Here is a 20,737-nt window from a genome sequence, read left to right as displayed (position 1 = left end):
TCCGCTCAGCGCGCCGGCGTGGGCGGCAACGGCAACGGCAGACCGGGCAGCCCGTCGATGCTGCTCGCGATGTGTTCCTTGCCGGCGAAGTAGGTCGACAGCGACGCGTCGTCCTCCCGGGCGAAACGCCGCTCGTGCAGGTCACGGTCGGTGTCGTAGCTCATCAGCGGCACCGCGTAGCCGCAGGTGTCGCGGATCAGCGCGGCGTGCACCACGATCACCGCCCGCAGCCCGTGCGGGGTGGGGTCGATGTCGAAGTGCCGCAGCAGGCCGGGCCAGCGGCTGTCGTCGCGGAACACCGGCTCGCCGCGCCCGTGCACCCGCACGATGGTCGGCGGACCGTCGAACGCGCACCACATCAGCGTGACCCGGCCGTTCTCCCGCAGGTGGGCGATGGTCTCGGCGTTGCTGCCGGCGAAGTCGAGGTAGGCCACGGTGTGCGCGTCGAGCACCGCCAGCGTGCCCCGCAGACCCTTGGGGGACAGGTTGACCGTCCCGTCGCCGGACAGCGGCGCGGTGGCCACGAAGAACATCGGCTGCGTCTCGATGAACTTCCGCAACCGGCCGTCGATGCGTTCGTAGGTCTTTCCCATGCCGTCGATCCTCGCCCGGCGGGCCGGCGTCGCGCTGCCCCGTCCCGGTCCGTGGCCGGGCTCCACGCGGTGCGTGATCGAGATGCTGCCACCTCGCCGGCGCCCGCGGCCGTCGAGCCGCCGCGCCGACGGTCGGGTCAGCCGGTCCGCGAACCGAGCGCGGCCAGCGCTCCGGCCAGGTCGCTGACCTGGTCGGCGAGCTGCCCGGTGCGACGTTCGGCGGCGTCCCGGTCGGCCTCGGCCGCGGCCAGCCGGGCCGCCGACTCGGCCGAGCGGGCCTGCGCTTCGGCTATCGCCCGCCGGGCCTCGGCCAGTTCCGCGCCGAGCGCGTCCCGGTCGGCGGCCCGTGCCACCACCTTTGCGCGGGCCGCGTCCGCCGCCGCGACCGCCTCGGCGTGGGCAGCCGCCGCCCGGTCCCGCTCGGTGCGGGCCGCCCGCGCGGCGCCCGCCTCGGCGTCGGCCCGCTCGCTCGCCGCCTGCGCCGCGCGGCGTTCCTCGGCGGCCTGCGCCCGGGCGGCCTGCGCGTCGGCGTGGGCCGCGTCGGCCTCGGCGCGCCGGCGGTGCGCCCGCTCCAGGGACTCGGCGGCGGAGCGGGTGGCCCGTTCGGCGTCGGCGCGGGCGGCGTCCCGTTCGGCGGTCAGCTCGGCGACCCGCCGCCGCTCGTCGTCGCGTTCGGCCCGCACGGTCCGCAGTTCCACGCGCGCGGCGTCGCGGTCCCGTTCGGCCTGCGCCCGAAGCGCCTGCGCCGCGCCCGCCTCGGCGCGCGCGGCGTCGCGGGCGGTCTCGGCGGCGGCGGCCCGCTCGTCCGACGCGGCGGACGCGGCGTCCGCCGCGTCGGCGCGCTGGGCGGCGGTGTCGCGGTCGGCCAGCGCGGCCCGGGCCGCCTGCCGGTCGCGGGCCGCCGCCGCGGCGGCGTCCTCGGCCTCGCGGCGGGCCTCGTCACGTTCGGCGTGCGCGGCGGCGACCTGCGCGGACGTCTGCGCGCGCAGCTCGGCGAGCTGCCGCTCCACCCCGACCGGGGACAGTTCGGCGTGCAGCGCCTCGGTGAGCGTCTCCACCACCTGGTCGAGCCGGTCCACCGCCTCCCAGGTCCGCGCCACCTGACCGGGCAGGCCGGGGGAGTTGCGGTGACGCATCCGCGAGTTGCGGGCGGCCCGCTGGCAGGCGCCGTCGTTGTCCCGGCAGTAGCGGAACGGTCGGCCGGCGCCGGCGCGCTGCGGCACCTCGCGACCACAGTGGGCGCAGGGGCGGGTCTCGGTGGCGGGCTCGGCGTCCATCGGGGGCGAAGTCTAGTGCTCGGCGCGGGCGGAGCCGTCCAGGGTGTAGCGGCGCTGCACCAGCACCGCGAGCACCATCACGGCGGCGGGCAGCAGACCGAAGCCGTAGCGCAGCGCCGCGAGGGCGCCGGGCGACTGGACCACGCTCTGCCCGGCGGTCGACGCGACGAAGCCGCCGGCGGCCAGGCACAACGCGTACGCGTAGGGGCCGAGCGCCGCGCCGGTGGCCTCGGTGGCGGTCCACACCCCGGTGTAGGTGCCGGCCCGCTCGGCGCCGGCGGCGCGGATCACGTCGGGCAGCATCGAGAACGGCAGCAGCTGCATGCCGGCGAACGCCACCCCGAGCACCGCCACGGCGGCGACCAGCACCGGCAGCCCGGCCGGCCGGCCGACCGCGAGCACCAGCGCGCCGGCGGCGAACGCGACCTGCGCGCCGAGCAGGGCGCGCTGCTTGCCGACGCGCCGGGCCAGCGCCAGCCACGCCGGGGTGACCAGCAGCGCCGGTGCGACGAACGCGGCGACCAGCACCGTGGTGAGCCGGGCGCGACCCAGCTCGTACTCGGCGTAGTAGGGCACCCCGGCCAGGACCAGGTGGGTGGTGGTCGACATGGCCAGGTATGCGCCGGCCAGCCGGCGGAACTGCCGGTCGCGCAGTGCCGAGGTCAACGCCCGCCACCCGCCGGCGCCGGGCCCGACCGTCGGGGCGGGTGCCGCGCGGCGCAGCCGGGCGATCCCGGCCACCCCCACCGCCATCGCGGCGAGCATGCCGGCGGCCAGCACCACGGCCATCCGCAGGTAGCCGGCGCGGGTGGCGTCGTCGCCGCCGGCCAGCAGCGGCGCCAGCAGCCCGGAGAGCAGGATGCCGAGCGTCAGCACCACCATCCGGAAGGCCATCAGCCGGGTCCGCTCGTGGTAGCCGATCCGCAGGTCCGCCGGCGTCGCCAGGTAGGGCACCTGGTAGGCGGCGAACAGCAGGTTGCCGGCCACGAAGAACACCGCCACCCAGGCGGCCGCGCTCGCGCCGGTGAGTCCGCCGGGCACCGCGAACACCGCGGCGAACGCCGCCGGCAACGCGCAACCGGCTAGCAGCAGCCGCCGGCGGTGACCGCGGCGGGCCCGCTCGACGTCGCAGCGGTGCCCGACCCACGGGTGCAGCAGCACGTCGGCGACCTTCGGCAGCAGCAGGGCCAGCCCGGCCAGCCACGGCGCGACCGCGAGGACGTCGGTGAGGAAGTAGAGCAGCAGCAGGCCGGGCACGGTGACCCAGACGCCCATGCCCAGCGAGCCGGCGGCGAAGCCGACCAGCGGGCCGCGTGGCAGGGCGACGGCCTCGCGTCGCTGCTCCAGCCCGGTCATCGCCGCCTCCTGCCTCGGGGCGCGCCGCCCCCAATCCAACGGATGCTGGATTGTAGGGGGAACAATGGCCGGATGACCATGCCCCGCCGCCGGCCGGGCCGGCCCCGCCGCGACGACCAGCGACCCACCCGCGACCTCGTGCTCGCCGCCGCCACCGCGCTGTTCGCCGAGCGGGGCTTCGACGCGGTGAGCGTGCGGGACGTCGCGGCGGCGGCCGGCGTCGACGTGGCGACCGTCGCCCACCACACCGGCACCAAGGCGCAGCTCTACGACGCCTGTTTCGCCCGGGTGTTCAGCGCCGAGCGACAGGCCCTGGAGGCGGCCGCCGAACGCGCGCGCGCCGCCCTGGCCGCCGGGCCGGCCGACGCGGTACGCGCCCTGCACGACCTGGTCGACGTGTTCGTCGACTTCCTTCAGGACCGGCCGGAGACGACCGCGCTGTGGCTGCGCCGCTGGCTGGAGCCGCAGCGGCACGCCGAGTTGGACCAGCGCTACGCCGCGCCGCTGTACGGGCAGGTCGAGCGGTTGCTCGCCGCCGCGGCCGAGGCCGGGGCGCTGGTCGAGCCGGCCCCGCACGTCACGGTGCGCAGCCTGGTCTGGGCGGTGCACGGGCACGTGGTGGCGCTGGCCGCCGGCAGCGGTTCCGCGGCCCGGGAGCGGCGCGAGTTCCGGGCGTTCGTGCACCGGTTCCTCGACGGGCTCTATCCGCCCGGCACCCCTTGACCCGGGCCCCGCCCGCCGGGGATTATCCAGCGGTCGTTGGATTAAGGGGGCGGGTATGACGGCACCACCCAGGGTCGCGGTCGTCGGCGCCGGCGCGGCCGGACTGGCCACGCTCAAGGCACTCGCCGACGCCGGCGTGCCGGCGGTGGCCTTCGAGTCCGCCGACACCCTCGGCGGACTCTGGGTCTACGGCGCGCCCGGCTCACCGGCCTACCGGACGCTGCACCTCAACACCAGCAAGGGACGCACCCAGTTCGCCGACCACCCGATGCCGGCCGACTGGCCCGACTACCCCGACCACACCCGCGTCGCCGGCTACCTCGCCGACTACGCCGACCGCTTCGCCCTGCGCGGGGCGGTGCGGCTGCGGCACACCGTCGACCGGGTCACCCGCGTCGGCGACCGGTGGCGGGTGCACGCCACCGGCCCCGACGCCCCGGTCGAGGTCGACGTCGAGGCCGTGGTGGTCGCCAACGGCCACAACCGGGTGCCGAACCTGCCCGAGCCCTACCCGGGTGAGTGCGCCGCCGAGCAGATGCACAGCCACGACTACCGCGGGCCGCACCAACTCGCCGGTCGCCGGGTGCTGGTCGTGGGCGGCGGCAACTCGGCCATGGACATCGCCGTCGACGCCTCGCACACCGCCCAGGAGACCCTGCTGTCGCTGCGCCGCGGCGTCTGGGTGGTGCCCAAATATCTGCTCGGCCGCCCCTCGGACACCCTCAACGGGGCACTGGCCCGACGGTTGCCCTGGCGGCTGCGCCAGCGGATCAGCCAGCGCATGCTCGCCGTCACCGTCGGCCCGCCCACCCGCTACGGGCTGCCGGCGCCCGCGCACGGCTTCCTCCAGGACCACCCCACGCTCTCCGACGCCCTGCTGTCCCGGCTCACCCACGGCGACATCCACCCCTGCCCCGGCATCGCCCGCTTCGCCGGGCACCGGGTCGAGTTCACCGACGGCCGCGCCGACGCCGTCGACCTGGTGATCTGGTGCACCGGCTACCGGGTGCGGGTGCCGTTTCTCGACCCGGAGCTGCTCGGCGCCGGCGCCGAGCAGCTGCCGCTGTACCGGCACGTGTTCCACCTGGCCGCCCCCGGGCTGGCGTTCGTCGGGCTGATGCAGTCCACCGGGGCGGCGTTCCCGCTGCTGGAGGCGCAGGCCCGGCTGGTCGCCGCGCGCCTGGCCGGCACCTGGGCGCCACCGGAGCCGGCCCGGCAGGCCGCCGCCTGCCGCGAGGAGTTGCGCGCCGCCACCGCCCGGTGGGGGCAGCGCCGCCCGCACATGCGCGTCGACTTCGACGCCTACCTGGCCGAGCTGCGCCGGGAGTTGGCCACCGGCCGGCGGCGCGCCGGAGCGGCGCGGTGAGCGCGCTGGCCGGCCGGCGGGTGCTGGTCACCGGCGCGTGCGGCACGTTCGGCCGGCGCCTCGGCGCCGCGTTCACCGCCGCCGGCGCGCACGTGGTCGGGCTGGACCTGCACGCCGACGCCGACGCCACCCCGCCGGTGCTCGGGGCGGACCTGACCGACCCGGCGGCCACCGCGCCGGCCGTGGCCGCCGCCGTCGACCGGCTCGGCGGGCTGGACCTGCTGGTCAACAACGCCGGCGTCGGCGGGCCCGCGCCGGCCGAGCTGCCTCCCGACGAGGTGGTGCGCCGGCAGTTGGAGGTGAACCTGCTCGCCGCCTGGCGGACCACGGCCGCGGCGCTGCCCGCCCTGGAAGCCGCCCGCGGCCGGGTGATCTTCGTGGCCAGCCGGATGGCCGTGCTGCCGCTGCCGCTGGCCGCCGCGTACGGGGTGAGCAAGCGCGCCCTGGTCGCGTACGCCGACGCGCTGCGCCACGAGGTCGGCACCCACGTCGGGGTCAGCGTCGTCTACCCCAGCATGGTCGCCTCACCGATCCACGACAGCACCGAGGCGGCCGGGCTGTCGCTGAGCGGGGTGTCCCGGCCGGAGCCCGTCGACGGGGTGGTCGCGGCGATCCTGCGCGCCGCCGCCGCCCGGCGCGCGCCCCGCGACGTCGCCACCACCCGGCGCGGGCGCGTCGAGCTGGCCCTGGCCCGGCACGCGCCGGCGCTGGCCGACCGGCTGGTGCGGCGCACCGTCGCCGGGCGCATCGCCGCCGGCGACCTGGACCACGCGGCGCTGGCCGCCGGGATGCGGCGGCGGCACCGCGACGGCGGGCGGTAGCCGGCCCGACCGGTCAGCACCGCACCTCGCACGGCTGGCCGGGCGTCACCGTGACCGACAGCTCGCCACCCGGTCCGCGTACCAGCAGTCGCTGCGCCACCGGTGAGGCCAACCGGGCGTGCACCCCGCCTGGGCCCCAGGTCAACTCCTCCACGGTGATCCGCCCCCGGCAGGTCACCCCGCGCAGCGTCCCCGCGGGCAGGCCCGGCAGCGGCGCGGGCAGCAACCGCAACGCGCCGGGACGTGACTGCACCAGCGACTCGATCAGCACCGCCGGCAACGCGTGCGCGGCGTCGGCGTTCCAGGTCACCCGGCCCGGGTTGTGCGCGCTCATCAACGACCGGAAGAACATGTCCGCGCCGACGACCTTGAGCAGGTTCGCCGCGACCAGTGGGCCGTCGCGCAGCCGGGCGGCGGCCAGGGCCCGGTGCAGGCTGCCGTGCGCGGAGCCGTCCTCGTCGCCGCGCAGCGTCAGCGCCCGGTGCGCGGCGGCGGCCAGGCCCGGGGTGCGATCCGGGTCGATCTCGTCCAGCGGCCACACCGGGTAGAGGTGGCTGACGTGCCGGTGGTCGTCGTCGCCGGCGCTGCCCGGCCACGCCCACTCGGCCAGCGCGCCGCGCCCGTCCACCCGGTAGTCCGGCAACCGGAGCCCGGCCCACCGGTCGGCGCCGGTGACCTCGGCGGCGACGCGCACCGCGTGGCGGGCCGCGGCGACGTCCATGGTGGCGTTCACCGCCACCGGCGCGATCCGTCTGGTGTCGTCGTAGGGGCCGGTCTCCGGCGAGTACGACGGCACCAGCGCCGGCCGGCCGTCCACCTCGGTCAGCACGTCGGCGAAGAAGTCCGCCACCTCCGCCAGCCAGCCGGCCACCGCACCGAGCGGCTCACCGGTGACCAGGTGGTGTTCGTGCAGCGGATGCAGCAGCCAGTCGGCGCCGGCCAGCCACGCGGTGAACGGCCAGTCCGGGTGCAGGTGGAACAGGTGCCCGTGCTCGCCGTCGGTGCGGCTGGGCGCCAGCAGCCCACGCGCGCCGTACACCGCGCGGGCGTTGTCGCGCCAGTGGTCGACCTGGCCGGCGACCAGCCGGGCGTGCGCGGCGGTCACCTCCGGCAGCGCGCCGGTGTTCGCGCCGGCCAGTTGCAGGTTGAGGTTGGCGTCGGTGGTCCAGTCGCCGGCCCACGCGGCGTCCCAGGCACCCAGCCACAGCCCGGTCAACCGGGGCGGAAGCACACCGCTGGCGCTGAACAGCAGGTAGCGGCCGGCGTGGAACAGCCGCTCCAGCAGCGCCGGGTCCAGCCGGCGCGGCGTGGCGGCCTGCCGGGCCAGCAGCTCACCGACCGGCGCCCGGCGGTCGGCGTCCGGCACGCCGAGGTCCAGCGCCACCCGGCGGTACGGGCCGGCGTGCCGGGGCTTGTGCCGGGCCAGCAACTCGTCGTAGTCCCCGGTGATCGCGGCCAGCCGCCGTTCGGCGGCGGCGGTGCGCCACGGCGGGGCCTCCGGGCGGTCGACGAGCGTGCTGAGCAGCGCCGGGCCGCGCACCCGCACCCGGTCGCCGTCGACCGTGACGTCGCCGCGCAGCAGCGTCACCCCCTCGAAGCCGTACGCGCCACCGGCGTCGGGGTAGCGGGCGCGCACCCGCAGGAACACCAGCTCACCCCGGCGGTACGCGGTCGACTCGTAGCGCACGGCGGCGGGCCGGCCGGGCAGGTCGCCGGTGGCGGTGAGCAGGCAGTCGCCCTGGTCGAGGTGGAGCACCGCGACGTCGTCGGCGCGGGAGACGAAGCAGCGCCGCCGTCCGCCCGACCACTCGACGGTCACCTCGCCGGTGGTGAACTCGGTGCTGCGCCGGTAGCCCCGGACCGGGCCGGGCGGGGCGTCGACGGTGAGCGCGAAACCGGGGTGGAACGGCTGGGTCCAGGTCAGCTCCCGGCCGCCGGTGAGCAGCCGGGCGGCCTCGGCCCGCCGGCCGGCGAGCACCAGCGCCCGGATGTGCGGCATCCGGTCGGCCAGTTCCGGCGCCCGGGCCGACCGGCTGCCGTTGGGCAGCACCAGTCGGTGGTGGTTGACGACGATCCGCTCGGCGTACGGCTGCCCGGGCACCATCAGCCCCAGCTCACCGTTGCCGGTGAGAAACGCGTCGGTCCAGTCGGCGGCCGGCGCGGTGTCGTGGATCCGGTGCGCGGCCGGCGTCACCGGCCGGTCCCGGCGCTGGTGTCGCGCACGGTCAGCCGGGGCTCCAGCAGTGTCACCTCCGGCACCGGCTCGTCGCGCAGCCGGCGCATCAGCAGCGTCACCGCCTGCCGGCCCACCTCCTCGGCGGGCACCGGCACGCAGGTCAACCCGGACGGTTCGGCCAACTCGTCGGGGCAGACCGCGACCACCGAGACGTCCTGCGGCACCCGGCGGCCCAGCAGCGGCAACGTGGACAGCACCGGCCCGACCGCCGCCTCGTTCTGCACCACCAGCCCGGTGACGTCGGGATGCTCGGCCAGCAGCGCCGCCAGGTCGCGCCGCACCGCCGCCGGGCCCTCCTCGCAGGGCCGGGTCACCGCCTCGACGCCGAGCCGGTCGGCCGCGGCCACCACGCCGCGGCGGGTGCGGTGGGCGAAGCCGGTGCCCCGGTCGTAGACGGCGGCCGGGGCACCGAGCAGCGCGATCCGCCGGTGCCCGGCACCGGCCAGGTGCTCCACGCACAGCTCCCCGGCGCGCCGGAAGTCGAGGTCCACGCAGGCCAGCCCGGTGCTGTCGGCCGGATGCCCGATCAGCACCCCGGGCAGCGCCAGCTCCCGCAGCAGCGGCACCCGGGAGTCCTCGAGCTCCACGTCCATCAGCAGCACGCCGTCGACGAGCGCGCTGCCGGCGATGCGGTGCAGCCCGGCCGGCCCTTCGTCGGCGGTGACCAGCAGCACGTCGTGGTCGTAGCCGCGGGCGGTGGTGACCACCGCGGTGGCGAAGCGCATCACCACCGGCACCTGCATGCCGGTGCGCAGCGGCAGCACCAGCGCGATCACGTTGGCCTTGCGGCTGGCCAACGCGCGCGCGCCGGCGTTCGGGTGGTAGCCCAGGGTGCGCACGCTGGCCAGCACCCGGGTGCGGGTGTCGGCGGAGATGGCGCGCTTGCCGCTGAGCACGTACGACACGGTGCTCGCCGCCACCCCGGCGTGCCGGGCCACGTCCGCGATGGTGACCTGCTCACCGGCGGCCCGGCCGTTCACCGGGCGGCTCCGGAGCGCCGCGCCGCGGGGCTGGTCGCCGCGCCGCCGCCGCTCACGGTGAGCGCGCCGACCAGCCGGACATCGCGGGCGGAGCGGCCGACGAGCACCGAATGGGTGGCGTCCTCCACCACCATTGCCGCGCGGGTGTCGTCCCACCAGGCCAGCTCGGCGGTGCGCAGCCGCACCGTCACCCGGGCCGCGCACCCCGGTTCGAGGGTGACCCGGGTGAAGTCGCGTAGCTGACGCAGTGGCTGCTTGACCCGGGAGCGCCGCTGCCGGGTGTAGAGCTGCACGATCTCGGTGCCCGGGCGGCGGCCCGTGTTGGTGACCTCGACGCTCACCTCCACCTCCTCGCCGGCACGCGCCGTGGCGGTGCTCAACCGGAGGTCAGCGTAGTCGAACTCGGCGTAGCTGAGCCCGTGGCCGAACGGGTACAGCGGCTCGCCCCGGTGGTAGAGGTAGGTGGCGTCGGCGCCGATGACGTCGTAGTCGAGCAGGTCGGGCAGCTCGGCGGTGTCGGCGTACCAGGTCTGGGTGAGCCGGCCGCCCGGATCCTCCGCGCCCACCAGCACGTCGGCCAGCGCGTTGCCGTGCTCCTGCCCGCCGTGGGCGCTCCACAGCACCGCCGGCAGGTGCTCCCGGGCCCACCCGACCGCGTACGGGTAGCTGCTGGTCAGCACCAGCACGGTGCGGGGGTTCGCCGCGTGCACCGCGCGCAGCAGCTCGTCCTGGCCGGTGGGCAGCGCCAGGTCTGCCCGGTCCTCGGTCTCGCGTCCGTTGACCATCGGGTGGTTGCCCAGCACCACCACCGCCACGTCGGCGGCGGCGGCCAGCGCGGCGGCCTCGGCCGCGCCGTCGACGCGCAGCTCCACGGTGAACTCGGCGGGTTCGCCGGTGGCGACGCTGAGCCAACCGTCCGGGCCGACGCCGACGTGCCGGCCGGTGGCGAGGTGGTGCAGCAGCGCCCGCCCGTCGGGCCGGTGGTGCAGCCGGAACGTCTCGCGGACCACCCAGCCGCCCGGGCCGGGACGGTCGACGACAAGCGCGCCGGAGTCGTCCGCGCCGACGTACCGGCCGTGGCGGACCGCGCGTAGCGCCACCACGCCGCCGCCCCAGTCGACCACGTCGAACTCTGCCGGGGTCGCGTCGGCGAGCGTCAGCGGCCCGCCGTCGGCGCAGACCACCGCGCGGTGCCCGACGCGCAGCGTGATCCGGTCCGCGCCGGGGTGCGTGGTGACCTCGCGCAGTCGCCCGAGCAGCCCGTCGTACGCGCTGACCGCATACGGCAGGGTGCCGCTGTACCAGTCGGTGAGCACGGTGTCGGCGAGCGGCCCGAGCACGGCGACCCGCAGGTCGGGTGCGAGCGGCAGCAGGCCGTCGTTGCCCAGCAGCACGATCGACTGGCGGGCCGCCTCGCGGGCGAGTTCCCGGTGGGCGGGGCAGTCGACCACGTCGGCCGGCACGTCGGCGTACGGGTCGTGCCCGGGCGGGTCGAGGTCGCCCAGGCGCAACCGCACCGACAGGATCCGCCGGACCGCCCGGTCCACGTCGGCCTCGTCGATCAGCCCGCGCGCCAGCGCGTCGGTGAGCCGTTCGACGGTGGGACCCGGATCCTCGTCGTCCTCGGTGAAGCTGTCCACCCCGGCGCGCAACGCGGCGGCGAACCCGGTGACGTGGTCGGGCAGGTGCCGTTGCACGCCGGCGATGTTGCCGACCGCGCCGGCGTCGCCGACCACCATGACCTCGTCGTCGGCCCAGCCGCGCAGCTCGCCGTCGATGAGCGGGCTCAGGTGCGCCGGCACCCCGTCGACCAGGTTGTACGACGCCATCACGGCGACCGCCGCGCCGGCGGCCAGCGGCGCGCGGAAGGCCGGCAGCTCGTACTCGTGCAGCACCCGCGGCGGCAGGCTGCTGGAGGTGGTCGCCCGGTCGGTCTCGTTGTTGTAGCCGAGGAAGTGCTTCAGCGTCGGCGCGGTCCGCAGCCGGGTCGGGTGCTCGCCGCGCAGCCCGGACGCGTAGGCGGTGGCCAACCGGCCGGTGAGCCAGGGGTCCTCGGACCAGCCTTCCTCGTTGCGTCCCCACCGGGGGTCGCGCAGCGGGTTGACCACCGGCGCCCACACGTTCAGCCCGACGCGCCGCGGGTCGGCGGTGTGCTTGGCCCGCACCTCGTCGCCGACGGCGGCGCCGACCGCCCGGATCAGCCGCGGGTTCCAGCTCGCCGCGAGGCCGAGCGCCTGCGGGAAGACGGTGGCCTCGCCGAGCCAGGCGACGCCGTGCAGCGCCTCGGTGCCGGTGCGGAACGCCGGCAGCCCGAGCCGCGGCACCGGCGCCTGCCACTGGTGCAGCAGGCCGAGCTTCTCCGCCATGGTGAGGTGGGCCAGCAGGTCGTCGGGCGGTGCGGGGTGCGGTCGGTCATGACGGGCGCCTCCGGTGGGCGTGCGGGTCGCCCGCCGGTTCGTCGAAGCGCTTCGACGAACCGGCCGGTGGACGGCGGCGCGCACGCGGAAAATGGGGTGGTGGTCGGCCGGTGGCGTCGGCCCGGAGCACTGGTGAAGCGCTTCGACGACCGCCGGAGAAGACGCCGCCCGCGGGTTGCCCGGCCCGGTGACGGCGCTACCGAGGTTGGCACCCGGGGCCGGTGCGGTCAAGAGTCAGGCGAGGGGCAGTTGCCCGGTCTCCACGGTGGCCAGTGCGGCGGTGGCGCCGCCCAGCGCGCTGGCCGCCGAGCCCAGCGCGCTGGCCTCGATGCGGACCGTGGCCGGCGGGCCCGACGTGCCGGCGGCGATCTCGGCGCGGGCGGCCGGGAGCAGCCACGGCGCGAGCGCCGCCAGGTGCCCGCCGACCAGGACCACCTCCGGGTCGAGCAGGTCGACCAGGATGGACACCGCGTGCCCGAGCTGCCGGCCGGTCTCGGCGAGCCCGTCGCGCACCGGGACGTCGCCGGCCCGGGCGAGCGCCTGGATCCGCCCGATTTCCGGCAGGTAGTCGGTGACCGGGCCGTCCGAGGCCACGTCGGGCAGCAGGCGGCGCACCACGGCGTCCACGCCGGCCACCGCCGCGAGGCAGCCGCGCCGGCCGCAGTGGCACGCCGGCGTGCCGGGCGGGGGCGTGGCGTGAGCCGCCGGCACGGGCAGGTGGCCGATCCCGCCGGCGAAGCCACGGCCGCCACGCAGCAGCCGGCCGCCGCTGACCAGACCGGCGCCGACCGCCAGCCCACCGGTCAGGTGCACCAGGTCGGCCGTGCCGGCGTACGGGCCGTGGCGCAGCTCGGCCGAGACGGCGAGGTTGGCGTCGCTGTCGACGCCGACGGGAAACCCCGGGTCGCGTAGCGCGCGGCGCAGGTCGGCGGCGAGCGGCACGCCGTGCCAGCCCAGCGCCGGCGCGGCCGGTACCGCGCCGTCGGCGTCGACCGGGCCGGGCACGCCGACGGTGAGGCCGAGCACCGCGCGGCCCGCCCCGGTGACCCGGGTGACCGCCCGGCGGGTGAGCGCGGCGAGCGCCCGTACCGTCTCGTCGGGCCCGGCGGTCGCGGCGGCGAACGCGCGGCGCCAGGTGAGCAGTCGCTCGCCGGCCAGGTCGGCGGCGACCACGACCAACTCGTCGGCGCCGATCTGCAGGCCGAGCCCGACGTGGCGGGAACCGTCGAGGACCAGCATGGTGGCCGGCCGGCCGATCCGGTTCTCGGTCAGCCCGGTCTCGCGCAGCAGGCCGTGTTCGATCAGTTCGCCGACCAGGCTGGATACGGTGGCCTTGTTGAGTCCGGTGCGTGCGGCGACGTCGGCGCGCGAGCAGGGGGCGTGCAACCGGACGTGCCGCAGGACGACGGCCCGGTTGGCCACCCGCACGTCACCCAGGTCGGCCGTCTGGAACGACCGGTCGATGCTGATCACGTGGTGCCCGCCTCCTGCGCCGCGGCCGTCGGATTCGGCTACAGCTTAAACTAAATCGGCAAGGCTACCGCCGGGTGCGTCGCCGCCGCCGAACCAGGGCTCGAACGGGGTCACCGGCGCCGGCTGGCCATCGAGCACCACGCGACGCGGCGGGTCGTCGCCGACCACGCTGACCCGGCGGACGTCGAGCGGGCCGTCCACCCGTACCCGCAGGGTGTCGCCGTCGCGGGTGGCGGTGATCGTGGTGTCGCCGTCGGGGTCGCGCAGCACCGTCACCGCGTCGGCCCCGCCCCAGGCGACGAGCGTGACGTCGCGGAACGGGCCGTCGGCGACGGTCGGCGCGGGCGCCACCACCGGCACCAGCGCCCCGTGCCGCACGTACAGCGGCAGCCGGTCGATCGGCGTGGCCACCCGCAGGTGCCGACCGCCGGCGTGGCGCTGCCCGGTGGCCGCGTCCAGCCAGTCGTCGCCGGTCGGCAGGTAGACCGCGCGTTCCCCGGACCGGTCGAGCACCGGCGCCACCAGCAGGTCGGTGCCGAGGCGGTACTGCAGGTCGGTGGCCCAGGCGGTCGGGTCGGCGGGCGTGTCGAGCAGCAGCGCCCGCATCATCGGGCTGCCGGTGCGGGCCGCGTCCACGGCGGCCGACCAGAGGTACGGCAGCAGCCGGTAGCGCAGCCGCAGCGCGGCCACCGCGTGCCGTTCCGCCTCCGGCGGGAAGTCCCACGGCAGCCGGCTGGTGGTGCCGTGCAGCCGGACCAGCGGCGACAACGCGCCGAACTGCGTCCAGCGCACGTACAGGTCGGGCTCCGGCGTGCCGTGGAAGCCACCGGTGTCGTGACTCCAGAACGGCACCCCGGACAGCCCGTGCGACAACCCGCCGCGCAGCGTGCTGGCCATGCCGGGCCAGGTGGCGTTGACGTCGCCGCTCCACTGCGCGCTGTGCCGCTGCCCGCCCAGGTAGGACGAGCGCGCCCAGACCGTGCGGTGCCCGACCACCTCCTCGGTGACGTCGGCGACCACGTCGTTGAACAGCAACGCGTACACGTTGTGCAGCTCGACGCCGGTCATGCCGTTGTGCGCCACCGCGTCGGCGGGCACGGCCTCGGCGAAGTCGGTCTTGAACACCGCGACACCCTGGGCCAGCAGCGGACGCAGCAGGCCCTGGAACCAGCGCACCGCCGCCGGGTTGGTGAGGTCCACGATGGCGCAGACCGGATAGCTGCCGTGCCAGGTGTCCGCGACGTACGTCCCGCCGTCGGGGCGGCGCAGGAAGTATCCGGCGGCCTCGGCCTCGGCGTAGAGCGGGCTCTCGGTCATCAGGTACGGGTTCATCCACAGGCACACCCGGAAGCCCTGCTCGGTGAGGTCCTTGAGCATCCCGGCCGGGTCGGGGAACGCCTCCTGGTCCCACCGCAGCTCGGACCAGCGGCCGGCGACCTGCCAGTAGCAGTCCAGGTGCAGCACGTCGCAGGGGATGTCCCGCTCCCGGATCAGCCGGGCCCGCTCCCGCACCCGTTGCTCGCTGTCCGGGAAGAAACCGGAGGAGATCCAGGCGCCGAACGCCCACCGCGGCGGCAGGTACGGCCGACCGGTCAGCGCGTCGAGCCGGTCCAGGATCTCCGCCGGGGTGGGGCCGGCCAGCACGTAGTAGTCGAGCAGGTCGTCCGGCACCAGCAGTTGCACGCTGCTGTGGGTGCTGGCGCAGACGTCGAACTGCACCGGCAGGCCGCTGTCGACGAGCACGCCGTAGCCGCGGTCGGAGAGGTAGAACGGCACGTTCTTGTGCGACCGGTCGGACTCGCCGCCGAACGCGTCGTAGTTCCACATCAGCGGTCGCTGGCCGCGCTTGTCCAGCGGGGTGAACTTCTCGCCGAAGCCGACGAAACGCTCGTCGCCGGGCGCGACGAAGCTCTCGTGCCAGGCGACCGGCTCGCCGTCCACCGTGGAGCGGCCGAGCGGCAGCGTGCGCCGCCGGCCGCTGATGTCGCGGGTGCCGCCGTCGGTGGCCACCAGCAGCCGCCCGGCGGGGTCGAGGAACCGCAGCCCCCACGGGTCGAGGCGGATCTCGGCGACCACGCCGCCGGCGTCCACCCGCGCGTACGCGTCGTCCACGGTGACCTCGGCCGGGTGCGGCTCGGGCCGGGTGAGGGTCGTGGCGCGCGCGCAGCGGCTGCGCACGGACAGGTCGTCGGCGAGGCGGACCCGCAGGATGCCGTCGCCGGCGGCCTCGATCCGGGCGAGCAGGTTGCGGCCCGAGGTGCAGGTGGCGGTGAGCGTGACCCCGTGCGGGTCGGTCGCGACCACCTCGGCCCGCAGCACGTCGTCGGCGCCGTGCTCGCCGGGGGAGCGGACCGGCAGGTCGGGCGGGTCGGCCACGAACGTCTCGTACGGGACCAACGGCGGGCGGTACGGCATGGGCGTCTCCTCGCGGCGACCCGGGTTGCGGCACCGCCAGTTTCTTTGGAAGCACAACTAACTGTCAATGATCGTGGTCATTGACTTTCCGCCTCACCTGTTCTTACTTTGGCCGGGATGACAACTAAAGCGTTGTGGTACGGCGGGGACTGGAACCCGGAACAGTGGCCCGCCGAGGTGTGGCACGACGACATCGCGCTGATGCGCGAGGCCGGCGTCAACCTGGTCACCGTCGGCGTGTTCGCCTGGTCCCGCCTGGAACCCGCGCCCGGCCGCCACACCTTCGACTGGCTCGACCGGGTGCTGGATCTGCTGCACGGCGGCGGCATCCGGGCCGCCCTGGCCACCCCCACCGCCTCGCCGCCGCCCTGGTTCACGCACGCCCACCCGGACGCCATGCCGGTCACCGCCGACGACACCCGACTGCACCACGGCAGCCGGGACACCTACTGCGCCGCCGCGCCCGCCTACCGCGCCGCGGCCCGGAGCATCGCCGAGACGCTGGCCACCCGCTACGCCCACCACCCGGCGCTGGCACTGTGGCACGTGCACAACGAGTACGGCACCACCTGTCACTGCCCGCACACCGAGGCGGCGTTCCGCCGCTGGTTGGCCGAGCGCCACGGCGACCTCGACGCGCTCAACGACGCCTGGACGACCAGCTTCTGGGGCCAGCACTACGCCGACTGGGCGCAGGTCGGCGCGCCGCGCGCCACCCAGTACCTGGCCAACCCCGGCCAACTGCTCGACTTCCGCCGCTTCTGGTCGGACACCCTGCTGTCGGCGTACACCGAGCAGCGGGACGTGCTGCGGGCGGCGAACCCGGCGGTGCCGGTCACCACCAACTTCGTGCTCGGCGAGTGGGTGCCGGTCGACCACGCCCGGTGGGCGCGCGAGGTGGATTTGGTGGCCGTCGACCACTACCCGGACCGGGTCGACGCAGGCGCCGAGGAACAGAGCGCGCTCGCCGCCGACCTCGCCCGGGGCTGGGCCCGCCACGGCGCGGGCCGGCCCGCGCCGTGGCTGCTGATGGAGAGCGCACCCAACCAGATCCACACCGCCGGGCGGATGCACACCAAGGAACCGGGACGGATGACCCGGCACAGCCTCGCGCACGTCGCCCGCGGCTCCGCCGGGGTGATGTTCTTCCAGTGGCGCGCCCCGGCCGGCGGCGCGGAACGGTTCCACTCCGCAGTGGTGTCGCACGCCGGCGCGGACACCCGGGTGTTCCGCGAGGCCACCGGCCTCGGCGCCGCCCTGGCCCGCCTCGGCGGGATCGAGGCGGGCCGGGTGCAGGCACGGGTGGCCATCGCGTACGACGCGGCAAGCGGCTGGGCGCTGCGCCACCCCGGGATGCCGCGCGACGGCCTCGACCACCCGGGCGAGGTGGCCGCCGCGCACCGGGCGCTGTGGCACGCCGGCATCACCACCGACCTGGTGACGCCCGGCGACCCGCTCGACGGGCACCGGCTGCTCGTGCTGCCCGCGCTCTACCTGGCCTCCGACGCCACCGCCGACTGGGTACGCCGGCACGTGCACACCGGCGGGCACCTGCTGGTCACCTGGCTCAGCGGGGTCGCCGACGAGCACGCCCGGATCCGCCTCGGTGGCTACCCGGGCGCGTACCGGGACCTGCTCGGGGTGCGGGTCGAGGAGTTCCACCCGCTCGCCGACGACGAACGGGTGCTGCTGACCAGCGGCGGGTTCGGCCGGATCTGGTCGGAGACGGTGCACCTGGCCGGCGCGGAACAGGTCACCGCCTACATCGGCGGGGTGCTCGACGGCCGCCCCGCGGTCACCCGGCGCCGGATCGGCGACGCCCGCGCCTGGTACGTCTCCACCCGGCCCGACGACGCCACCTACCGCCGGCTGCTCACCGACGCGGCCCGGCTCGCCGGCGTCGTCCCGGCCTGCCCGGCGGCGCCGCCCGGCGTCGAGGCGGTACGCCGGCGCGACGGCGACCGGAGCTGGCTGTTCCTGCTCAACCACACCGACCGGCCGCAGCGGGTGCCGGCCGCGGGGCACGAGCTGCTCACCGGCGATCCGGTCGACGACCGGGTCACCGTGCCGCCCGGCGGGGTGGCGGTGCTGTGCGAACCGCCGCGCTGAGGCGCGTACCCGATCAGGGGGTGGCGACGGCGGCGCGGGAGCGGTCCGCGGCGATGCGCACCGCGAGCCCGGCCAGCACGGTGCCCATCACGTAGCGCTGAAGCCGGGCCCAGCCCGGCCGGCGGGTGAGGAACGCCGACACCGCGCCGGCGCTGAGCACGATCATCGCGTTGACGGTCAGCGCGATGCCGATCTGGGTCAGCCCGAGCAGCAGGCTCTGCACCGCCACGTGCCCGCGCGCCGGGTCGACGAACTGCGGCAGCAGCGACACGTAGAGGATGGCGATCTTCGGGTTGAGCAGGTTGGTGACCAGACCCATGGTGAACAGCCGCCGGGGCCGGTCCGGCGGCAGCGGCGCCGGCGTGAACGCCGACCGGCCGCCCGGGCGCAGCGTGCGCCAGGCCAGCCAGAGCAGGTAGGCCGCGCCGGCCAGCTTCACCGCCGTGTAGAGCGGCGGGACCAGCACGAAGACGGTGGCGATGCCGGCCACCGCGGCGGCCAGGTAGACCAGGAAGCCGACCGCCACCCCGAGCAGCGACACCAGCCCGGCGCGGCGCCCCTGGGTGACCGACCGGGACACCAGGTAGACCATGTTCGGCCCGGGCGTGAGCACCAGACCGAGCGCCACCAGGGCGATTCCCACCACCGCGCCGAGCGTGACCATGCCGCCTCCCGCCGTCGACCCTGCCCGGACCCTACGCCGCCGCCCACGGGTGCGGGGTCGCGGCCGGGGCGCGTGACGCGCGACACTGTCGCAATGTCCGTCGTGCTGTCCGCCGCCGCCACTCCCGCCGCGCCCGGCCTGACGCTGCGGCCGTGGTGCGACGGTGACGCCGACGACCTGCTGGAGATCTACCAGGATCCGGTGCTGCGCGCCTGGACCCGCTACCCGGTGACCACCCGGGGCGAGGCGCGGGCGTTCGTGCGCCGCAGCCGGCAGGGCTGGGCGGCCGACCGCCGGTTCAGCTTCGCCGTGCTGGAGGACCTGCCGGCGGGGGAGCGGCTGGTGGCCTGCGTGGTGCTCAAGGAGGTCCGCCCGGGCCACCCGGCCGCCGAGGTCGGCTATTGGACCGCCGCGCCGGCGCGGGGGCGCGGCGTCGCGCCCCGGGCCGTCGACGCGGTCACCGGCTGGGCGTTCGCCCGCTTCGCCGCCGCCGGGCTGACCCGCATGGAACTGTTCCACCAGATCGACAACCCGGCCTCCTGCCGGGTGGCGGAGAAGAGCGGGTACGCGTTCGCCGAGGTGATGCCGGCCCGCCCGCCGTTCCCCCGCGACGGCCACCGGCACGTACGCCTGCGGCACTGAGCCGTCACGGCGCGCCGAGCAGGCGCAGCAGCAGCCGCGGTTCGCCCGGCCACGCGTCCAGCAGCACCTGGCGGGGCACCTGCCGCCCGGCGTAGCGCAACGCGAGCGCGACCACGACGATGTCGTCCAGCGGGCCGATCACCGGCAGGAACTCCGGGATCAGGTCGATCGGGCTGGCCAGCCAGACGCCCGCGACCACGATCGCGATCCGGGCCCGGCGCGGCACCCGGGGATCGCGGCGCAGCCGGCGCACCGTGGTCAGACAATCGGGCAGGAAGGTGGCCAGATCGCGCAGGATCCCCGGCGGCAGTCGCCGGGCCAGCAGCACCAGCAGCGCCCAACTCCCCACCAGGCCGACCACCGCCGCCCCGAGGCCGACCAGCCAGTCCCGCACGCCACTCCCTTTCTCACGGGCGCCCGGGAACACCCCGTCGCCGCCCGGCGCTGACCATAGGCGAAAACCGGCGGATACGGTGGACTCCGGAGGTGACGGGGATGACGTACGGCTGGGAGGCCGCGGTCGAGGCGCAGATCCGCTCCGCCCAGGAGCGCGGCGAGTTCGACAACCTGCCGGGCGCCGGCAAACCGATCCCGGGCCGCAACGAGCCCTACGACGAGGGCTGGTGGATCCGCGGCTTCATGGAACGGGAGCAGATCCCGTCCGACCTGATGCTGCCCACCCCGCTGCAGTTGCGCCGCCGCATCGAGCAGCTCCCCGGCGAGCTGCGTGACCTGCCCACCGAGGAGGCCGTCCGGTCGTACGTGGCGGTACTCAACGCCGAGGTGGTGGCCTGGCTGCGCACCCCGACCGGACCCCGCGTGGTGGTCCGCCCGGTCGACGTCGAGCAGGCGGTGCTGCGGTGGCGCGCCGACCGCCGTCGGGCCGCGACGAGCCCGCCGGCGCCGATGTCACCGCTGCCCGCCGAGCGGCCCGCGCGATCCCGGCGCCGGTGGCGCTGGTGGCGTCGCTGAGCCCGACGGCAGGTCGACCGGGTTATTCTCGATTCCATGGACCCGACCGGCTCCGTCCGAGGTGCGAGTGCACCACACACGGCCCGTCCGAGGCGCCGTGTGGTCGTGGCGGACGATCTCCGCGAGCTGCGCGGTCCCACCACCGGTGTCGTCGAGCTGCCCCACCGGCTGTTCTGGCAGTCCGACCGGCATGTCGATCTCGATCGCCCGGGGCTGTTGCCCTGGATGTACGAGACGGTGCTGACCGAAGCCGTCCGCACCGATGAGCTGCGCACGTGGCTGCACGGACCGACGTTGATCCGACTCTGGTCGACGCTGTATCTGTCTCGCGGCGTCCGCCGCGCCTGGGAGCAGCGCCACCCGATGCTCCGCGTCCAACGCATCGCGGCCTGATGCCGCTGATCCCCGACCCGTTTCAGCACGATGTCGCCCGGGTCGCACTCACCGCGGCCGCCGACCACGGCTTCGCCCTCGCCGGCGGGCAGGCGCTCGTCGTCCACGGCGTCGTCAATCGTCCGACCGAGGACGTCGACCTGTTCACAGACATCGACGGTGGGGTAACTGCGGGCGCCGAGCTGGTCCGCGAGGCACTCCACGAGGGACTGTACAAATAACGGCTGATCGACCGATCAAGGGAGAGACGCCAGATGACGACCGAGACCACCGTGGGACAGCCGGCCGCTGAGCCGTCGG

General features: G+C 76.1%; 17 protein-coding genes and 1 pseudogene. 8 read left to right on the top strand and 10 right to left on the bottom strand.

Features of this window, described 5'->3' with window-relative positions; genetic code table 11:
* Positions 1–5 precede the first annotated feature (5 nt).
* From AB0H28_RS23930 to AB0H28_RS23920, 3 genes are all read right to left on the bottom strand, one after another.
* Positions 6–593, bottom strand: a complete 588-nt coding sequence (locus AB0H28_RS23930) for a pyridoxamine 5'-phosphate oxidase family protein (protein WP_358044178.1) — start codon at positions 591–593, stop codon at positions 6–8.
* A gap of 137 nt (positions 594–730) precedes the next feature.
* Positions 731–1,870 (bottom strand): hypothetical protein, encoded by a 1,140-nt coding sequence (locus AB0H28_RS23925; protein WP_358044175.1) that lies wholly within the window; start codon positions 1,868–1,870, stop codon positions 731–733.
* 12 nt (positions 1,871–1,882) lie between these two features.
* Positions 1,883–3,226, bottom strand: a complete 1,344-nt coding sequence (locus AB0H28_RS23920; RefSeq protein ID WP_358044172.1) for an MFS transporter — start codon at positions 3,224–3,226, stop codon at positions 1,883–1,885.
* 72 nt (positions 3,227–3,298) lie between these two features.
* Between AB0H28_RS23920 and AB0H28_RS23915 the strand changes: the two genes are divergently transcribed.
* From AB0H28_RS23915 to AB0H28_RS23905, 3 genes are read left to right on the top strand one after another with little or no spacing between them, the layout of a single operon-like run.
* Positions 3,299–3,949: a TetR/AcrR family transcriptional regulator gene (locus AB0H28_RS23915; protein WP_358044169.1), complete on the top strand. Its 651-nt coding sequence runs from the start codon at positions 3,299–3,301 to the stop codon at positions 3,947–3,949.
* A 55-nt stretch (positions 3,950–4,004) separates the two neighbouring features.
* Positions 4,005–5,315: an NAD(P)-binding domain-containing protein gene (locus tag AB0H28_RS23910; RefSeq protein WP_358044166.1), complete on the top strand. Its 1,311-nt coding sequence runs from the start codon at positions 4,005–4,007 to the stop codon at positions 5,313–5,315.
* Positions 5,312–6,136 (top strand): SDR family oxidoreductase, encoded by an 825-nt coding sequence (locus AB0H28_RS23905; RefSeq protein WP_358044163.1) that lies wholly within the window; start codon positions 5,312–5,314, stop codon positions 6,134–6,136. Before AB0H28_RS23910 ends, AB0H28_RS23905 begins: the two co-directional genes overlap by 4 nt.
* Before the next feature lie 13 nt (positions 6,137–6,149).
* Here the strand turns inward: AB0H28_RS23905 and AB0H28_RS23900 are convergent, their stop codons facing one another.
* The 5 genes from AB0H28_RS23900 to AB0H28_RS23880 all read right to left on the bottom strand — a co-directional run bounded on the left by AB0H28_RS23900 (position 6,150) and on the right by AB0H28_RS23880 (position 15,657).
* On the bottom strand, positions 6,150–8,330 hold the full coding sequence (locus AB0H28_RS23900) for a glycoside hydrolase family 95 protein (RefSeq protein ID WP_358044160.1): 2,181 nt from the start codon (positions 8,328–8,330) through the stop codon (positions 6,150–6,152).
* Entirely contained in the window at positions 8,327–9,352 is a 1,026-nt protein-coding gene (locus AB0H28_RS23895; protein ID WP_358044158.1) for a LacI family DNA-binding transcriptional regulator, read from the bottom strand. Before AB0H28_RS23895 ends, AB0H28_RS23900 begins: the two co-directional genes overlap by 4 nt.
* Positions 9,349–11,718 carry a glycoside hydrolase family 3 C-terminal domain-containing protein gene (locus AB0H28_RS23890; protein ID WP_358044155.1) on the bottom strand — a complete coding sequence of 790 codons (2,370 nt, stop codon included), beginning with the start codon at positions 11,716–11,718 and terminating at the stop codon, positions 9,349–9,351. Before AB0H28_RS23890 ends, AB0H28_RS23895 begins: the two co-directional genes overlap by 4 nt.
* Before the next feature lie 285 nt (positions 11,719–12,003).
* Positions 12,004–13,242: an ROK family transcriptional regulator gene (locus AB0H28_RS23885; protein ID WP_358044152.1), complete on the bottom strand. Its 1,239-nt coding sequence runs from the start codon at positions 13,240–13,242 to the stop codon at positions 12,004–12,006.
* Between the two features lie 45 nt (positions 13,243–13,287).
* A complete protein-coding gene (locus tag AB0H28_RS23880) occupies positions 13,288–15,657 on the bottom strand; it encodes a TIM-barrel domain-containing protein (RefSeq protein WP_358044150.1) in 2,370 nt (789 codons plus the stop codon).
* Positions 15,658–15,774: 117 nt separating this feature from the next.
* Between AB0H28_RS23880 and AB0H28_RS23875 the strand changes: the two genes are divergently transcribed.
* Positions 15,775–17,766 carry a beta-galactosidase gene (locus tag AB0H28_RS23875; protein ID WP_358044147.1) on the top strand — a complete coding sequence of 664 codons (1,992 nt, stop codon included), beginning with the start codon at positions 15,775–15,777 and terminating at the stop codon, positions 17,764–17,766.
* 13 nt (positions 17,767–17,779) lie between these two features.
* On the opposite strand, the gene AB0H28_RS23870 is transcribed toward AB0H28_RS23875, so the two are convergent.
* On the bottom strand, positions 17,780–18,430 hold the full coding sequence (locus AB0H28_RS23870; RefSeq protein WP_269691872.1) for a LysE family translocator: 651 nt from the start codon (positions 18,428–18,430) through the stop codon (positions 17,780–17,782).
* Between the two features lie 93 nt (positions 18,431–18,523).
* Here AB0H28_RS23870 and AB0H28_RS23865 point away from each other — a divergent pair, with 93 nt between their 5' ends.
* Positions 18,524–19,072 carry a GNAT family N-acetyltransferase gene (locus AB0H28_RS23865; protein WP_358044144.1) on the top strand — a complete coding sequence of 183 codons (549 nt, stop codon included), beginning with the start codon at positions 18,524–18,526 and terminating at the stop codon, positions 19,070–19,072.
* Between the two features lie 4 nt (positions 19,073–19,076).
* Here the strand turns inward: AB0H28_RS23865 and AB0H28_RS23860 are convergent, their stop codons facing one another.
* Positions 19,077–19,466 (bottom strand): DUF1232 domain-containing protein, encoded by a 390-nt coding sequence (locus AB0H28_RS23860; RefSeq protein WP_358044141.1) that lies wholly within the window; start codon positions 19,464–19,466, stop codon positions 19,077–19,079.
* Positions 19,467–19,567: 101 nt separating this feature from the next.
* Between AB0H28_RS23860 and AB0H28_RS23855 the strand changes: the two genes are divergently transcribed.
* The 3 genes and pseudogenes from AB0H28_RS23855 to AB0H28_RS23845 all read left to right on the top strand — a co-directional run.
* Positions 19,568–20,044: a DUF1992 domain-containing protein gene (locus AB0H28_RS23855; RefSeq protein ID WP_358044138.1), complete on the top strand. Its 477-nt coding sequence runs from the start codon at positions 19,568–19,570 to the stop codon at positions 20,042–20,044.
* Between the two features lie 36 nt (positions 20,045–20,080).
* Positions 20,081–20,437 carry a hypothetical protein gene (locus AB0H28_RS23850; RefSeq protein WP_358044135.1) on the top strand — a complete coding sequence of 119 codons (357 nt, stop codon included), beginning with the start codon at positions 20,081–20,083 and terminating at the stop codon, positions 20,435–20,437.
* Positions 20,437–20,637 (top strand): annotated as a pseudogene (locus AB0H28_RS23845) (nucleotidyl transferase AbiEii/AbiGii toxin family protein); the annotation flags it as partial. The gene AB0H28_RS23850 and the pseudogene AB0H28_RS23845, both read left to right, overlap by 1 nt.
* Between the last annotated feature and the right edge of the window lie 100 nt (positions 20,638–20,737).

The organism is Micromonospora sp. NPDC050980, from assembly GCF_040653835.1.
Classification (GTDB): Bacteria; Actinomycetota; Actinomycetes; order Mycobacteriales; family Micromonosporaceae; genus Micromonospora.
This window is presented reverse-complemented; position numbering and strand designations above follow the sequence as displayed.

Bases quoted from the DNA above. Each gene is read 5' to 3' on its own strand.
- AB0H28_RS23865 (WP_358044144.1), top strand. From the start codon at position 18,524: ATGTCCGTCGTGCTGTCCGCCGCCGCCACTCCCGCCGCGCCCGGCCTG.
- AB0H28_RS23855 (WP_358044138.1), top strand. From the start codon at position 19,568: ATGACGTACGGCTGGGAGGCCGCGGTCGAGGCGCAGATCCGCTCCGCC.
- AB0H28_RS23910 (WP_358044166.1), top strand. From the start codon at position 4,005: ATGACGGCACCACCCAGGGTCGCGGTCGTCGGCGCCGGCGCGGCCGGA.
- AB0H28_RS23850 (WP_358044135.1), top strand. From the start codon at position 20,081: ATGGACCCGACCGGCTCCGTCCGAGGTGCGAGTGCACCACACACGGCC.
- AB0H28_RS23925 (WP_358044175.1), bottom strand. From the start codon at position 1,870: ATGGACGCCGAGCCCGCCACCGAGACCCGCCCCTGCGCCCACTGTGGT.
- AB0H28_RS23920 (WP_358044172.1), bottom strand. From the start codon at position 3,226: ATGACCGGGCTGGAGCAGCGACGCGAGGCCGTCGCCCTGCCACGCGGC.
- AB0H28_RS23890 (WP_358044155.1), bottom strand. From the start codon at position 11,718: ATGGCGGAGAAGCTCGGCCTGCTGCACCAGTGGCAGGCGCCGGTGCCG.
- AB0H28_RS23875 (WP_358044147.1), top strand. From the start codon at position 15,775: ATGACAACTAAAGCGTTGTGGTACGGCGGGGACTGGAACCCGGAACAG.
- AB0H28_RS23930 (WP_358044178.1), bottom strand. From the start codon at position 593: ATGGGAAAGACCTACGAACGCATCGACGGCCGGTTGCGGAAGTTCATC.
- AB0H28_RS23870 (WP_269691872.1), bottom strand. From the start codon at position 18,430: ATGGTCACGCTCGGCGCGGTGGTGGGAATCGCCCTGGTGGCGCTCGGT.
- AB0H28_RS23915 (WP_358044169.1), top strand. From the start codon at position 3,299: ATGACCATGCCCCGCCGCCGGCCGGGCCGGCCCCGCCGCGACGACCAG.
- AB0H28_RS23880 (WP_358044150.1), bottom strand. From the start codon at position 15,657: ATGCCGTACCGCCCGCCGTTGGTCCCGTACGAGACGTTCGTGGCCGAC.